A 15,232-nucleotide genomic window follows, 5' to 3' on the forward strand; every position below is an offset into this window, starting at 1 on the left:
TGCATGAAAGCGCGAAACCATGATGTATGAAAAATACAAACAATCATAAAGTTAAGCTGTCCCTTCTCACCATTGCCTTACTTCAAGCCTTTTCTGCTCACGCGGAAGAGGCTTTTAATACCTCTTTTATCCACGGTGATGCCGCCACCGTTGCCGAATTAGCCACCGGTGATGATATTTTACCCGGCAGCTATCCCTTCGATATTTATTTGAACGGACAACGGGTTGATCATCGTGATGTTGAATTCCGCAAGCCGACGCCTGAAAAACCGATAGCGCCTTGTTTAAACGCTGACGAACTGCGGGCGTACGGTGTCGATCTCCCTACCACGACCCAGCCTGATAGCTGTGTTGATTTAGCCAAAACTTTTAAGGATGCCAGCGTCAGTTATGACGCCGCCGTGCAGCGCGTAGATCTCTCGGTTCCGCAGGTGTTTTTAATTCCGGTGCCCAAAGGCGCCATTTCACCGTTAGTGTATGACAACGGTATCAATGCGGCTTTTGTCAATTATAACTTCACGGGTTCTGACAACCGCTTGCATGATAATGGCTCGCAGAGTAGCCAGTATTACTATCTTTCATCCCGCAGCGGCGTGAACCTCGGTCGCTGGCGGCTGCGCAATACCTCAACCTGGCAAAAACAGAGTGGCGAGCAGAGCCACTGGACACCCATCTCTTCTTGGGCAGAAACGGATATTGTCTCCTGGCGCTCCCGCCTGTTGTTCGGGCAAAGCAGCACCAGCAACAGCGTGTTTGACAGCTTCCAGTTCCGTGGCGCGCAACTTTCCAGCGTGGCGGAGATTTTACCCGATAGTCTACGCGGCTATGCGCCGGTGATCCGCGGTGTGGCCCGTACCAATGCCCGCGTAGATGTGCAGCAAAATGGCTATACCGTTTACAGTGCCAGTGTCGCGCCTGGCCCCTTCGCCTTGAATGATGTCTACCCCAGCACCCTGAGCGGTGACTTGCAGGTAACGATTTATGAAGCGGACGGATCGCGACAACACTATTCGGTGCCCTTCTCTTCCGTGACCAATATGCTGCGTGAAGGGATTTGGGATTACGCTTTTACCCTTGGCCGCTACCAGGATGGCTCAACCAATTATCATCCGCAGTTTGTACAGGCCACGCTTTCTCGTGGTCTGCCCTATGACATCACACCCTATGGTGGCGTGCTGTTTGCCGATCACTACAGTTCGGCGGTATTAGGGATGGGTAAAAGCTTGGGCATGTTTGGCGCCACCTCATTTGATACGGCCTGGTCGAAAACCGATTTGGCCAATGGAGATGAAAAACAGGGGGCCAGCTTCCGTTTCCTCTACTCCAAATCGCTCAACACCCTCGGCACCGAATTACAGATTGCAGGTTACCGCTACTCCACCTCCGGCTATTACGATTTCAGTGACATGGTGGCGGAGCGCGCGAATTATGAAAATGGCCGCTATCGCAACGAGTATACCGATACCAGCGAGGTGGATAATGGCGTGCCGTCCTGGGCGGATACGCGCACTAATACCTATTACACCAACGTTTACAATAACAAACGCCAGCGCCTCGAACTGACAATCAATCAGCATCTTGGTCCAGTCTCTGTTTATGCCTCATTAACCAATCAGACTTACTGGGGTTCAGAGAACCGCGACCGCACGCTGCAAACCGGGCTAAACAGCAGCTGGGGCAAAGTGAATTACGGCGTATTCCTGCAGGACAGCCAGAGTAACTACGGTGAGCACGATCGCAGCATCTCCTTTACTTTGTCTGTGCCGTTTAATGCCTTTGATAATCAGCCGGTAACGGCCACCGTTAACCTCGCCGACAGTAAACAAGGCGGCAGCAGTTATAACACGGGGCTGAGCGGCAGCCTGCTGGATGACAACCGCCTTAATTACTATGTGCAAACCGGCAAGTCGAGCCATTCGGGCCAGACCAGCACCGCCGACGTCGGTTATATGGGTAGCATCGGTAATGCCGAGCTGGGCTACACCTACAGCAGTGCTTATCAACAAACCAACCTAAATCTGTCCGGCGGTGCACTGCTGCACTCTGGTGGCTTGACCCTGACCCAACCGTTGCAAAACACCGTGGTCTTGGTAGAAGCCAAAGATGCTCAGGGTGTACGCCTTGAGAACCAGCCCGGCGTGGCGATCAACCGTTCTGGCTATGCCGTGATGACTTCTGCGACTGCCTACCACCACAACCGCGTGGCACTGCGCACCGATGATATCGGTGCCGATCTGGATATTCCTCTGGCAGTAAAAGATGTGGTGCCCACCTATGGCGCGATTAGCCGAGTGACCTTTGATACCCGCAGCGGTAAGAGTGCGCTGATCCATGCCCAGTTGCCAAACGGCGATGTGCCTGCCATCGGTGCCAGCGTGTTTAATCAAAACGGCAGCAACCTGGGTGTCGTCGGCACAGATGGCAGCACCTTTGTGTCTGGCGTCTCTAGCGGTGAGCGTTTGCAACTGCGCTGGGGCAGTGCCGATAGCGAGCATTGCTGGCTCACCTTGCCGGAAATCAAAAGCGGCCCGCTGGCCGGTTATCAAGAATTTACTCTGCGCTGCACGCCCAATTAAAAGGATGCTTTAATGCGTTTTCTTCAATTTCGTGGCGTGATGCGCGCCTGCCTGACGCTGCTGGCGCTTAGCGCTGCACTGTTTTCTCACAGCAGTTTTGCCCTTTCCTGTAAAGAAGCGGGTTCGGGCAGTATTCGCCAGCCGATTACCATCGCGGATCCGATCCAGGTTTCAACCGCCACGCTCAAGGCAGGCACCATTTTATGGCGTTCACAAAATTACACCTCAACCTTCTTGTGCGAAGACACCAATAACCATCCAGAGGGTGAAGATGCGTATCTCTATTGGGATCCGGTTGGGGAAATGCAGTCGATCCATCCCTCAATTGAAGTGGGTGTGACTTATAACAGCATCGATATTAAACCCGTGAAGGGGTCACGTACGGATGTGGGCGCAGGCACAATCTGCCGTCGTTCCGGCTCCCGATGCTTGTCGCCCGCGCGTTCGCAAACCGTGACCGTCAGTTACTCTATCTATATTAAGGCTACTGGCAGCACACCTCCGGCCAGCGGTAAAATTACGAATACCGGCGATTACGCCATCTTTCAGGTGGATGGCGTGCTAGGCCTAAACAGCACGCCCAACAGTAACTTCCGAGCTTATATCAATGGATTAGGTAATATTCGCTTTATCTCCTGCTCGCCGCAGGTGAACATTTCTTCGAACAATGGTGCTACCGTGAACTTCGGTAGCCTACCCTCGCGCAATGCCAGTGCAGGCGTGATTGAAAAACGCGTGCCGTTTTCGGTGGTGACAAATTTGACCAATGCAGGACAAGACTGCCAGGGGCAGACATTTGTCGCCAGCTTCAGTACCACTTATCCTACCAGCGGTTCAGATATCATTATGCCCAGCGCCGATAGCGGTTTTGGTATCTCAGTCTCAACTGACAGCAACCAAGACAGCTTTATCCCAATGAACACCAGCGTGCCGCTGGGTTATGCCAATGGACAGGTGATGCAGAATAACTTTATCGCCACGCTGCGCTGGCTAAACAGTAACCCTAAGATCGGTGATTTCTCCGCTTCGGCGAATGTGGATGTGACGTTTAAGTAGTATTAGGACGCTGAGTTTTTTAGTGAAAGCCGGTGCCCTAGTGCACCGGCTTTTTGCATTTATAGTCCCTTCAATATTGCCGCCCCTTCAGCCGTACACCTTTATGCCTCTCTATGCACATTAATGCGCACCCGACGAAACACGCTGAACCTCTGTACGGACGTGGTTTATGGCGTAAGGCCGTTCGCTTAATTAAAAAATTGCTTATTTAAGCCATTGCCCATCAATGCGCCCAAATGAAAATCGTTCCGAACCATGTAGGGTCGCCATTAATGGCGACCGAAACGCGCTTAAGTGACGGTCATTACCTCATTTATGCCGACCAAAACGCAGACAGCCTTCAATTTTCTCTCCGCACATTCACCTGCATATTTTTTCACCCATTCCCACTTCAGCCTTTTTTCAGCATTCCTGACTGACTTATCTCGTTAGCTCCAGTTAAAAAACCTTCCCCTAAAAAAATTTGCATTAAGGTAGTCAACTATCCTTTCATTGTTTATGCGAATTAATTACTGATAATTGATCGGAAAAAACATCTGTTACTTAAGTCAAAGTATGCTGTGTAGATCAACGGGTTAGGCTATGCTCCTCATTAATGAAGCTGCTTCGGACAAATCCTAATCCGGGCAGCACATCTTGGTACGGTGACAAAGAGCATAAGGAAGCGAACAATGATGAAAAATATCGGTACTCTCAGCAAGGTTGCGGTATTTGCTTTATTGGTTGGTGCTTGTGGCACCGCTTCTGCCAGCGAGCAGTTTGGCGTAGTGGGTAAAGGTCGCGTTCACTTCAGCGGTGAAATCTACCAACCCGCTTGCCGTATCAACGTTAACCATGCTGCCATCACCAGCAACTGCTTTGAGCAAGGCGAGTATCATCAGCAGTCACTGTCCACTTCCGATGTGCAAACCATTGCTTTCAACAACCGCCGTTCTGAAGCCCAGTTAGAGTGGCTGAGTGATGCCAAGCGTGAAGGCATTTTGACGGTCAATTACCGTTAATTTCCTGACGAATAGATTAGGGCCGCGATTCAATATCGCGGCTTTTTTATTTGTAAAGCGGTACTCCGCTTTTATTACAGCCCAAACCATAGGCAAAACCCATTAACTGGCTAATTGCATTGATTATGATTTCTGTTGTCACGAATAAGGAAATCAAACGATGCACAGCAAATTTGGCAGTCAACTCTTCTCACTGCTGGTTTTAGGATTGGGTGCCGCCGGCTTTTATGCTTACGCGAAGAAAACAGACTTTCAGCAGGATCAGTTAGCCTGCATCAATATTGACCATCAGCGTGTGCAGAATGAAGTGGAAGAGGACCTGCTCAATCATGCCAATCCGGCGTTTTTTGGTACGTTTCAGGTGCAGATTGGTTCGCTGTATATTCACCCGACGACGCTGAATGCGACCAGCACGCATATTGTGGTGCCGTTTTCGCTGGAGAATAATGGGAAGACCACGGAGTTTGAGGCGAAGGTTCGGTGTTCTGATTTAAGGGATATCGGGTATCGCCGGGTTTGAGTGTTAACCAGCTCATGCAGCACGTTTTATAGCTACAGCGCAGCCGCTTTGTCTCGTAAATTGACATTTTTTATCCCGATAAAATCTAAGCGACTGCCGTGGCTGTGTTCTGCAATCACTCGCATTACTACTGTTTTTAGTCGCTTTTTTCCTCATTAGCTCACCTCGTTGAATCGTAAACTGATAGCAGGGTTTTGTGTAAAAATGATTGAGGAAAGATAAATTGAATATAGCTATTGTTGGAAACTGCCAGCTGGAAGTCCTTGGTGAAATGACTAAAAAAAACAGCGCCTTACACCAAGGAAAAATTACCTCTGTCTATAATACGCCAATATATAAACTCAACCCTAAGACGCAACTTATTGATTTTATGCATCAACTTGACGGATGCGATCATATCTTCATGCAGTATCATTCAGAAAAATGGGGACCTTTCTCGACTGCTTCACTAAGTCAATATTTTGACCTTACCGTGTTACCGACACTTGAATCACGTGTGTCGACGCCACAATTAGGCTATTTTTCTGATGGCGTGCCCGATTCAATGGTCTATGCTGATTATCGATTTTTACATCTCTATCTTCAGGGACATAACATAGTTCAATCTGTTCAGCAATATCATCAGGTGTCTCTATGTCCACAAAAGCAGATAAAAATGGTAAGAGACGACGCTCAAAAATATAAAGATCTTTTTGAGGAAGGAAAAGTTTACATAGACTATTCAGAGATATATGAACACGCACTATTAAATGACACGGAATGTTTTTCGACCGTTAGTCATCCTAACAATCATCATTTGAGCATTCTCTTAAGCGCCATCTTGTACAAAGTGTTTAACTTAGATAAAAAAGTAGAATTAAATGGCAACGATCTATTAAAAAACTACATCGCACCACAATTAGGCTCACACAATAATGATTATTATATGATGCGAAAGACTGGGCTTAATCTTGCCGGAAAAATAAATCACTGTTTCTTTGACAGCCAAAACCAGAGAACGTTGCTCAAAGAACTTCTCAAATCAAATTACTACCTTTCACTTGAAAGTAAATATCAGAACTTGTGAATGAAAAACGACCACGAAAATCGTGGTCATCATCATTAGCATTTATACAATTAAACGGCAACAACCGTACGGCTGAGCAGCGATATAAGATCGTAGCCGTCCCACTGCAGGGAGAATTGTAGCGCTTGTCCGATAGGCACAATTCTATCTACACCTGCGGGGGCCTTATTACGAACAAAGTCTCTCAATACGTCTTTTTCAATACCTGCATAGGTTATTGTTTGACATTTTTCACCGCAAACAGGCAATACCTCATCTAAAGAAGCAGCGAAATATTCAAGAAAATAACCACTATGACAGCGGTATTCCATACTATCATGTGAGAGTGTAGATAATTGAGCCCGCATCAAGCGGTTATGTACAACAGGGTGCTGCACCACTCCATCGACTTGAGCACTGATCATACAAAGTGCCATTAGTTTTGTCACCGCACTCACAGGTTGAAACTCATAACGCTCTGACGCAACGCGATCGAGATGCTGCCAGAAAGTCTCCTGCGCATTTTTGCTAACGGTCCTATCTTTTCCTAACCAAATAACTAGACCAGGAGATGAACAGGCAGTTTGATCGCTGTGCAGCGTATCATTATAGAAATTGTGTGCGATCCTTATTTTATCTGGACTATCAAGATAGTTTTTTGCATCTATAATGGTAAATGAGTGGCGATCAGAAAAAGCCAAATCTAAACCGCGTGGCCTCAACGGCGATTGACGTAATACCTCTATGGTTTTATCGCCACCCCATATTAAACGTACATTGCACAATAAAGACAATGCATTGTTTATTTCTTGCTTCTTGTTATAGCGTATTAAGTAAATATAAGGTGATACTCTCGGATGCAGACTTAAAGAATGGCTAAGAGCAGTACAAATAATATTTATTTGCTCAAAATCTCTCGCTGGCAACCTAACAATATTCACATTACCAGAGAGCAGCCCAGTGAAAAGTGAATAGGCGAAATTCACCGCGACATTGGAGGGAGCAATATGAAATGCCACACCACGCCCGATTAAATGATTAATGTCGCCATATTGATTTTTCATGGCCTTGAGTGACGCAGGGCGACACCAAAATGCGAGGCTGGCTAAATCACTTCTTTCCTTTACACCCGGGAGGCGAAATAATACTTGCGAAAATGTCGCTAGAAAATTGATAATTTCATCATCAAATGGGCGCAGTGCAGAAACTGCATTCACATGATGCAGCTTATTGCTATCACCTACCAGAAATGAAATTTCATCAAAGATGTGCGGCATAGGTATCACTGCATCCCCGTAACTCTGCATTTTTAAGCCGTCCAATTACCTGAAAATATTTTCCTTTACGCCCGCATCCACAATTATCTTCTCCTAATAGAACGCCCTCATCTTCCGTTAATAGGGAATGCCCAGGATAGGATTCTGGCAGTGCGGAAAGAACCTGTATAATTCCCTTTTTTCCTACTGCACAGAGCGAAAAGTCTTGCGGATCACGAATGATAACATCGGAATAAATGCTTGCATGTAGATGGCCAGGTTCGCATTGTAAATAAATACATCCCGTCTGTTCAACCATGCCGTAGTAATCATGAACTTTGCTGATTCCACATACATCATAAAGCCTTTTTGAAAATTCATTAGCGGAAACCTGCTGAAGCAGCAGCTTCTTCCAACCTCCACCATGAATTAGGGTTGCATGTGAAAAATCATATCTCTCAGAATGAGATATTAATTGGCTGTAAAAATGTTGCCAAACCATAAAGGTGAAGCCAAATAACAAAATAGGCTTTCCATTATGTTTGCAGAGAAAAGAATTAATGATGTCATGGTTTAATTCCATGTTTTCATTCAAAGCATAAGCTTTGTCACTCGCAAAAATTGAAAACCCTAAAATACCCGCTCCGCGAGCGGAAAACATGTTACGGTCTTTCATAACATTAGGTGAATCAATAATTAGCATTGGTAAGCGCGTTGTGCCAATAAAATCGCTGACGATCTTAACGAGCGTTTTCTGTTGCAAGCTGGCGGTAGCTTTATCAAGATAAATACGTGAAACCTGTTGACCAGTAGTACCGGAAGACGTCATGACCTTGACTACATCTTGCTCTGCAACACTTGACAGTGAAAGTTGCTTGAACATCGATACCGGAATAAACGGCACATCTTCTAATGTGTCAAACGTATCTTGATGACGCCCTAGCCCACTGAGTATTCCCCGATAATATGCACAATTTTCTTTGTGATGCCGGGTTAACGCATTTAAACGAGATAACAGCAACGCCTTCTTGCTGGTTTGCTCCAGTGAGAATGGAGGTATAACTAATAGGTCATTGATATCAGTTAGTAACATCACTCAGCTTCTCATATTGAATTTTTCCAGAAGCCGTGCGTGGCATGACAGCTATCAGCCGAATAACAATCGCGGATGGATGAAACTTTGTTAAACGTACCACATACTGCTTTATTCGCTCTGCAATACTTTCGTCTATGATGAAAATGCTAAGTTTATCATCTTCACCAGAACAAGCGATCTCATAATCAGGCAGATGTTCACGTAGCAATGTCTCAAGTTCATCCAATCCAAGACGATTACCAAAAATTTTCAAAAATCGTTTTTTTCTGCCGACAAGGGTAAAAAATCCTTCCTCATCTCTAAATGCAATATCTCCCGTTTGGAATACGCCTTTTAATTCATCGCCCTTGCTGAGATCTGAGCCTTGCGTAGCATATCCCAGCATAACATTTGGCCCGCGATAAATTAGCTCACCTCTTACGCCAGGCTGAGTAACAGAGACTCCATTTTCATCCACGAGTGATAACTCACCTGAGGGTATCGCGATACCAATTGCCCCCTGTTTATCGCTCGTATATTCAGCCGGGAGCCATGCCATTCTTGCGGTAGCTTCTGCAGCACCGTACATAACAATAAATGACATTTTTTGCTGCTGCGCGTATGCAGCAAAATGTTGGTGCAGGTGCGGAACTAACTTTCCCCCGGCCTGAGTTAACGTCATTAGCGATGGATAATTATTTTGGTTGAAGCGCAGGCGCATAAGCATCTCAAACGTATAAGGTACGCCTGACAAGGATGTTGCCTTATGTTCAGCAAGTTGGTGCCAGAACTCACGTTGCATCAAACTATACTGAGTTAAAATTAATGTCGCGCCCTTCAGCAGATGACTATTTACCACCGAAAGACCAAAAACATAGTTTAAAGGCAAATGAACAAAGGGGCGCTCTGAACTGCTCAGGTGCAGATATTCAGAAATGCTGCAAGCGTTCGACTGAAGGTTAGTATGGCTCAGGCGAACCAATTTGGGACTGCCTGTAGAACCTGATGTCGTTACCAGTAAAGCCAAATCCGAATGAACAGAAAAAGGTATGGCATCCGTAGCACATAGACTGTAATCGACAAGTGTAAATACCGATGATTCCTTACTGTAACTTTCAGGACACCATATATACGCTGGTTGGTAAATTTGGATCAATTCAAGATAGCGAGAGCTTTCAATGTTAACATCTAGCATTAAAGCAACAGCACCACTACGTAAACATGCCAGATAGCCTGCAAGGGTAGCTAAATTATTACTACATAAAATAAAAATCAAATCCCCACGGCTTATCCTTTGTTCTATCTGTTGAACATATTCTAATAAGTCACCATAGGTTATTCCAGCACCTGAATCGGTGATCACAGCTAAGCGTAGAGAGGGATGATTTTCAATATGCCAAAATGCCATTAGTCTTCTCGCAAGCGGCTAGTAATACGCTGGGTAACCTGGGAGGCTGTTAGTCCGGCTTGTTCGAGCATCCAACCATAGTCACCAGCGTGGGGGTATCCTTGCGGAATGCCCAAAATAAGCTGAGGAGGGCGTTGCTTTTTAGCCGTCAAATATTCAGCCACTGCGCTGCCTAAACCACCAATCTCGCTATGCTCTTCCAGTGTGACTATCAGTTTGGCATTTAATACAGTGCTCAAGGTATCCGTATCAAGTGGTTTAATGGTATGCATATCAATGACTGACGCATCAATACCGTATTCTTGCAGTTGTGTAGCAACCTGAAGAGCAACATGCACCATTGTACCCGTAGCCACTAATGCAACGTCTTTGCCTTTACTTAATACAATAGCCCGACCAATTTGCAGATCAAAATCTTCTTTATAAACAACTGGAGCACGAATATTGCCCGTAAGGCGCAAGTAAACTGGCCCTTGGTGTAATAAAGCGGCCTCAGTCATTTTGGCAGTTGCAGTGCAGTCTGCCGGTGAAAGGATGGTAATATTCGAAACTGAACGTAACGCAGCAAGATCTTCAATTCCATGATGCGTTGCACCAAACATACCTGTTGCCAAACCGGATGCAAGCGCCACTAGTTTGACGTTTTGTTGCATGTAGCCAAGGTTAACTCGTACCTGTTCGGCGGCGCGAAAAGTGACAAAATTTGCAAATGAAGTGACGAATGGAACATAGCCACTGGCCGCTAATCCGGCGGCAACACCAACCATATTTTGTTCCGCAATACCCGCATTGAAAAAGCGTTCAGGAAACGTAGTAGCAAAACGATCCAAGCCCGACGATTTACAAAGATCGCCAGTAAGTGCGACGACATCAGGATGATGTTGTGCTAGCTCAAACAACGTAAGCCCGAAAGTTCCACGCGAGCCTAACATCGACCATGAGCGTATAGAGGTCGGCTTAATAGTCAGCATGAGTGTTCCTGGTTGAGTTCGTTCAACGCAACACGCATTTGGTCTTCATTTAATCGGTTACGATGAAACTCTTTATTATTTTCCATAAAGGACACACCTTTACCTTTTACGGTTCGAGCGATAATCACTCGTGGTCGCCCATTGACAGGCTTTCGTAAAACATCCATTAGCGCTGTGAAATCGTGGCCATCACACTCAAATACTTCCCAACCACAGGATGACCACAGAGAGGGCAGTTGCATTTTCATAATATCTGAAGTGAAACCATCAGATTGCAACCCATTCTGATCGACCAAGACCGTTAAATTATCCAATCCGTATTGTGCCGCCATGAAAGCGCCTTCCCAGATTGAACCTTCATTGCACTCCCCATCACCAACAAGAACATACGTATGCCATTGTTCTTTATTCATACGTTGCCCTAAGGCTCGGCCTATCGCAAAACTCATCCCTTGCGCCAGACTTCCTGATGAAAAATCGATGCCATATTCTGGATGTAAAGTAGGATGGACTTGCAATACAGAACCATTAATCTCAAAGCTATTTAACGCAGGTTCATCAATGATACCGAAGTGGTAGAGTGTAGAATATAATCCAAGTGCAGCATGGCCCTTACTTAAAATGAAAAAATCTCTTTCTAAGGAGGTGATGTCATCATTAGAATATCGCATCACCTCACCGTAAAGCGCTGTTAATATATCTACTAAGGATAATGCAGGAGAGATATGAACACCATCACTGGGCGCCTGATAAGCCACGTTTAAAATGGTCTGACGAATAGCATTAGCTTTCTTATTTAATTTTTCTAACGCAATATTCATTTCAAGCCTCCATCTACCCTTATGACTTGTCCTGTAATGTAACCAGAAAGATCGGATGCAAGGTAAAGCGCCAAGTCTGCTACCTCTGAGGGGCGGCCTGCCCGCTTCAGTGACGTCTTATTGATAGCGTCTTCGACGACATTGGCTTGCATTGTTTGCAACATATCGGTATCGGTAATGCCAGGAGAAATAACATTTGCCCGTATACCACAATGTCCCATTTCAGATGCGATAGATTGTGTCATGGCAACTAATGCTGCCTTAGATGCTCCGTAAGCAGACTTACCAGGGTTACCATCTTCAGCCGCAGTTGAGGCGATATTGATTAGACTTCCTTTTTTATTTTTAAGCATGATTTTCACCATATACTGGCAAAAAAAATACACCGAGAAAAAATTCACTTCAAACTGGTTGCGCAATTGTGTTTCACTAGTCATTTGAAACAAACTGTTTTCAGCAACACCAGCATTATTGATTACTGCATCAATAGGTGTATTTTGAGCTATAATTTTCCTGACGGCACTCTGCATGGCAGTTTTATCTGTTAAATCAAAAAAAACAGGTAAAATGTCAACGCTATATTTTTGTGACAGAAACTCCATTTCTGCCATAAACGTTTTATCTTCGCAACGCGCGTGTGCATAAATATCAGCCCCATGCGCAGCGAAAGTTTCTACAATAGCTTTACCAATGCCACGGCGGCAACCTGTGATTAAAACCGTTTTACCTTGCATTAGCATAGTTATTCCTCATGGAAGCCACGAGCAAAATTAAATTTCAACAGCATATTTTTTTAGAATGTTCTTTCCTTCCTGCCAGGAAGAAAACTCTATAATATCATCCGTCTCCAACATGATATTGAAAGTTTCTTCTAAAGCAGCAATCATTGTCATATGTCCCACAGAATCCCATGACGGCGTATCCTGATATTTATAATTCTCTAATATGGACTCATCAACTTCAAAAGTTTCAACAAAAATTTGATTGTACTTTTCAATATTTGACATATCGTCAGCTCTGCCTTGGCTAAAATCTTTATTTGAACACGCGTTTTTCATCATTTTTTCGCATAACCCGGGCAGGGTTACCCAGTGCAATCATCGAGGCTGCAATATCATTAAATACTGCAGCCCCCATACCAATGATGGTATCCGCGCCCACATTCACTTTTTCTTGTATAACTGCACTCATGCCAATGAAAACGCGATCATGCACCTTAACGTTTCCGCCCGTCGTCACATAAGTGGAGATGACGACATCATTGCCAATGTATGCATCATGTCCAACACTGGAGAACGCTTGCATACAGCTGTTTTCACCGAGTGTTACATCGCACGACAGAAAAACCCCTTTCGCTAACACACATCCTGCACCTATGCGCGTGCAGTCACTGACGACGATATCGGGATGAATCAGAGTCGCGAGCGAAATCCCCTGCTCACGCACTTTATTGGCCAACTTGGCCCTCAACGCGGGTTCACCTACCGCAATTGCTACCTCAATGGGCTCAGCTATGGCCTGTTCAAAACTCATAACAGGCACACCTTTTAGCACCCGTCCAGGCGCAATATCATCAATAAAGACGATGTCATCCCAGCGAGGTGAGTCCTGATGAATTTGGCGTGCGAGAATCAAGACTTCACGGCCCATCCCACCCGCACCATAAATCGCAAGTTTCACGCTTTCATCCCACAAACAGTGACTAACTTTTTGCTAACTTAACAGAAAGACAGCCCAGCCCTGCAGTTGAAAAACGCCCTAATTTGCACTCTAATTCAGCCATTGACTAGCAAAAAGGATTCCCAAAACTGCATTTTTAGTTCATCAGACTTACTTATTGGTCGTATTAAATTTTTTACTTTTAAGGATAAAGATCGGTCTGTTTAAGAATTCCCTTAATTCATCATCACGTTGGATATTATTTTCGGATGGTGTGCAGTAGCGAATGCCCTCTGCGGATCTTTCGGCAATGCCAATGACAACAAACTCCCATGATTCAGCCAAATTTAATTGGAGAAATTCAATCATCTCCTGCTTGGTACCGTCAGCAAAGAGGCATTTATCATGCTCACCTTTCCAATTATATCCCATCTGAAAAATCAGCGTGTCCACGTTATGGCTCATAAACCGCAAATGTTCTATTATTTTCTTTTTGGCTTCATCCTTATTAATTTCATCATCACCAAAATCATCGCCTAAATGATGTAATACATTTAGCAGCAGGCAGACATCATAGGTCCCACCGGCATTACTAAAATCATAATACTCATTCAAAACATGTATTTTTTCAGGATGTGAGCAGTATGGTTTAGCCTGCATGATGAAATTTACACAGGATGTTTTACCTTCATAACCTGTAATCTGATTGGCACCTTCATCCAATACAGAGAACATGAAATAACCAGTATTGCACCCTATATCCAATACGCTTTTACCTTTAAAATCAACAAATTGCTTAAAAAAAGAAAAGCGCTCCCGCTCATTGAAGCGATAGATATTTTGACACCCACTCTCCATCAATTCAGCATTCAAGAACTCAGGCAGGACATGATAAAGAGCATGCCTCTCACCCTGACCATCTTCTTCCAATTTCTTTTTTAATTTCATTGAGACTTCTAAAGTTGAATGCATTATGCCCCCTTGTTATTCAATTTATTTAGAGAAAACAGTTATCACTTTAGTTCTGAAAAACATTATCAAATACAAACAATGCTTCTTCATAAGTGAATAACCCCTCAACAACATGCTTCCAAAATAAAACATCGTTACGACTAATGACCAGATTAATTCTAATTGGTATCGAATCGTATCCCAATGCGGCAGCAGCAGCAGCACGGTGGTTACCAGAAGACACTAACCAACGCCATTTATTATCTTCATTGACTAAAGCAGTGGCACGAACATCACCATCAGAAGAATCATTTCTCTGAAATCCATAACGTGCTATTTTTTTTAAAACAACCAATATACGTTCGGATTCTATTGCTATTTTTTCATCACTTACTGGGCCGCAGAATTGCCATCCCAACTCTACTCCGCCCTGTCGTCCCATGGACGCATTGTCGACAATAGCTGCACTCTCACAAGCCTGCTGATAGGAAAGTTGTGTTCTGGCACGCCATGGCAGCACCCCGCCCCATGGAGGAATTTGCGAAAGTCTTGTATTACTAGGTGTATTAATGCCTAGCCATTTTGCGGCATTCATTGGCTGAAAGTTTAGATAAAATTTTCTTAATGCGGAATGCATTAATGAAAAAGTATCCGGCCTTTCAAGACCATTATCCACTGCAATTTTTGCCGCTAAATAAAAAGGTGACGCATTTGAAAAATCTAAGCCGGGCAGAACTCGACCATCTTTTATATCTCCCTGAATCAGCGCAAAGGAGTGTATCTCGCTATAACGTAACGATAAGGGATGGTTTGTACCATTACGCAAGTCCAAAATAGTCGACCTCTCTAATTGATCAGTTAGGCTTGTTATTTCATTCATTGCGCACTTCCTA

At 44.7% G+C, this 15,232-nt stretch carries 15 protein-coding genes; 5 read left to right on the top strand and 10 right to left on the bottom strand.

The features are described 5' to 3' along the window. Positions 1-26: 26 nt before the first annotated feature. The 5 genes from F3J38_RS11980 to F3J38_RS12000 all read left to right on the top strand — a co-directional run bounded on the left by F3J38_RS11980 (position 27) and on the right by F3J38_RS12000 (position 6,219). Positions 27-2,576 (top strand): fimbria/pilus outer membrane usher protein, encoded by a 2,550-nt coding sequence (locus F3J38_RS11980; protein WP_167138614.1) that lies wholly within the window; start codon positions 27-29, stop codon positions 2,574-2,576. Positions 2,577-2,588: 12 nt separating this feature from the next. Next, complete coding sequence (locus tag F3J38_RS11985) at positions 2,589-3,632, top strand: fimbrial protein (RefSeq protein WP_205298217.1); 1,044 nt, start codon at positions 2,589-2,591, stop codon at positions 3,630-3,632. Between the two features lie 671 nt (positions 3,633-4,303). After that, positions 4,304-4,633 carry a YmdA family protein gene (locus tag F3J38_RS11990; RefSeq protein ID WP_167138616.1) on the top strand — a complete coding sequence of 110 codons (330 nt, stop codon included), beginning with the start codon at positions 4,304-4,306 and terminating at the stop codon, positions 4,631-4,633. Positions 4,634-4,793: 160 nt separating this feature from the next. Further along, a complete protein-coding gene (locus F3J38_RS11995; protein WP_167138618.1) occupies positions 4,794-5,153 on the top strand; it encodes a hypothetical protein in 360 nt (119 codons plus the stop codon). A 223-nt stretch (positions 5,154-5,376) separates the two neighbouring features. Continuing rightward, complete coding sequence (locus tag F3J38_RS12000) at positions 5,377-6,219, top strand: WcbI family polysaccharide biosynthesis putative acetyltransferase (protein ID WP_167138620.1); 843 nt, start codon at positions 5,377-5,379, stop codon at positions 6,217-6,219. Positions 6,220-6,269: 50 nt separating this feature from the next. On the opposite strand, the gene F3J38_RS12005 is transcribed toward F3J38_RS12000, so the two are convergent. From F3J38_RS12005 to F3J38_RS12050, 10 genes are all read right to left on the bottom strand, one after another. Further along, positions 6,270-7,475: an acyl-CoA reductase gene (locus tag F3J38_RS12005; RefSeq protein WP_167138622.1), complete on the bottom strand. Its 1,206-nt coding sequence runs from the start codon at positions 7,473-7,475 to the stop codon at positions 6,270-6,272. Next, positions 7,459-8,547, bottom strand: coding sequence for a LuxE/PaaK family acyltransferase (locus F3J38_RS12010; RefSeq protein WP_167138624.1), 1,089 nt, complete (start codon positions 8,545-8,547; stop codon positions 7,459-7,461). The genes F3J38_RS12005 and F3J38_RS12010 overlap by 17 nt, the downstream gene beginning before the upstream one ends. Next, positions 8,534-9,937 carry an AMP-binding protein gene (locus F3J38_RS12015; RefSeq protein ID WP_167138626.1) on the bottom strand — a complete coding sequence of 468 codons (1,404 nt, stop codon included), beginning with the start codon at positions 9,935-9,937 and terminating at the stop codon, positions 8,534-8,536. Before F3J38_RS12015 ends, F3J38_RS12010 begins: the two co-directional genes overlap by 14 nt. Continuing rightward, complete coding sequence (locus F3J38_RS12020; RefSeq protein ID WP_167138628.1) at positions 9,937-10,908, bottom strand: transketolase family protein; 972 nt, start codon at positions 10,906-10,908, stop codon at positions 9,937-9,939. The genes F3J38_RS12015 and F3J38_RS12020 overlap by 1 nt, the downstream gene beginning before the upstream one ends. Beyond that, positions 10,902-11,729, bottom strand: a complete 828-nt coding sequence (locus F3J38_RS12025; protein ID WP_167138630.1) for a transketolase — start codon at positions 11,727-11,729, stop codon at positions 10,902-10,904. Before F3J38_RS12025 ends, F3J38_RS12020 begins: the two co-directional genes overlap by 7 nt. Next, positions 11,726-12,469: an SDR family NAD(P)-dependent oxidoreductase gene (locus F3J38_RS12030; protein WP_167138632.1), complete on the bottom strand. Its 744-nt coding sequence runs from the start codon at positions 12,467-12,469 to the stop codon at positions 11,726-11,728. The genes F3J38_RS12025 and F3J38_RS12030 overlap by 4 nt, the downstream gene beginning before the upstream one ends. Positions 12,470-12,499: 30 nt before the next feature. Then, on the bottom strand, positions 12,500-12,736 hold the full coding sequence (locus F3J38_RS12035; protein ID WP_167138880.1) for an acyl carrier protein: 237 nt from the start codon (positions 12,734-12,736) through the stop codon (positions 12,500-12,502). A gap of 28 nt (positions 12,737-12,764) precedes the next feature. Further along, complete coding sequence (locus tag F3J38_RS12040; protein ID WP_167138634.1) at positions 12,765-13,409, bottom strand: NeuD/PglB/VioB family sugar acetyltransferase; 645 nt, start codon at positions 13,407-13,409, stop codon at positions 12,765-12,767. A gap of 150 nt (positions 13,410-13,559) precedes the next feature. Then, the gene (locus F3J38_RS12045; protein ID WP_167138636.1) at positions 13,560-14,360 is read right to left on the bottom strand and encodes a class I SAM-dependent methyltransferase; all 801 of its coding nucleotides are present in this window, start codon (positions 14,358-14,360) and stop codon (positions 13,560-13,562) included. Between the two features lie 46 nt (positions 14,361-14,406). Continuing rightward, entirely contained in the window at positions 14,407-15,219 is an 813-nt protein-coding gene (locus tag F3J38_RS12050) for a hypothetical protein (protein ID WP_167138638.1), read from the bottom strand. Positions 15,220-15,232 lie beyond the last annotated feature (13 nt).

Source organism: Candidatus Pantoea formicae (assembly GCF_011752625.1).
Lineage (GTDB): Bacteria > Pseudomonadota > Gammaproteobacteria > Enterobacterales > Enterobacteriaceae > Pantoea > Pantoea formicae.

Bases quoted from the DNA above. Each gene is read 5' to 3' on its own strand.
- F3J38_RS12020 (WP_167138628.1), bottom strand. From the start codon at position 10,908: ATGCTGACTATTAAGCCGACCTCTATACGCTCATGGTCGATGTTAGGC.
- F3J38_RS12010 (WP_167138624.1), bottom strand. From the start codon at position 8,547: ATGTTACTAACTGATATCAATGACCTATTAGTTATACCTCCATTCTCA.
- F3J38_RS12045 (WP_167138636.1), bottom strand. From the start codon at position 14,360: ATGCATTCAACTTTAGAAGTCTCAATGAAATTAAAAAAGAAATTGGAA.
- F3J38_RS12050 (WP_167138638.1), bottom strand. From the start codon at position 15,219: ATGAATGAAATAACAAGCCTAACTGATCAATTAGAGAGGTCGACTATT.
- F3J38_RS11980 (WP_167138614.1), top strand. From the start codon at position 27: ATGAAAAATACAAACAATCATAAAGTTAAGCTGTCCCTTCTCACCATT.
- F3J38_RS12015 (WP_167138626.1), bottom strand. From the start codon at position 9,937: ATGGCATTTTGGCATATTGAAAATCATCCCTCTCTACGCTTAGCTGTG.
- F3J38_RS12005 (WP_167138622.1), bottom strand. From the start codon at position 7,475: ATGCCGCACATCTTTGATGAAATTTCATTTCTGGTAGGTGATAGCAAT.
- F3J38_RS11995 (WP_167138618.1), top strand. From the start codon at position 4,794: ATGCACAGCAAATTTGGCAGTCAACTCTTCTCACTGCTGGTTTTAGGA.
- F3J38_RS12035 (WP_167138880.1), bottom strand. From the start codon at position 12,736: ATGTCAAATATTGAAAAGTACAATCAAATTTTTGTTGAAACTTTTGAA.
- F3J38_RS12030 (WP_167138632.1), bottom strand. From the start codon at position 12,469: ATGCTAATGCAAGGTAAAACGGTTTTAATCACAGGTTGCCGCCGTGGC.
- F3J38_RS11990 (WP_167138616.1), top strand. From the start codon at position 4,304: ATGATGAAAAATATCGGTACTCTCAGCAAGGTTGCGGTATTTGCTTTA.
- F3J38_RS11985 (WP_205298217.1), top strand. From the start codon at position 2,589: ATGCGTTTTCTTCAATTTCGTGGCGTGATGCGCGCCTGCCTGACGCTG.
- F3J38_RS12025 (WP_167138630.1), bottom strand. From the start codon at position 11,729: ATGAATATTGCGTTAGAAAAATTAAATAAGAAAGCTAATGCTATTCGT.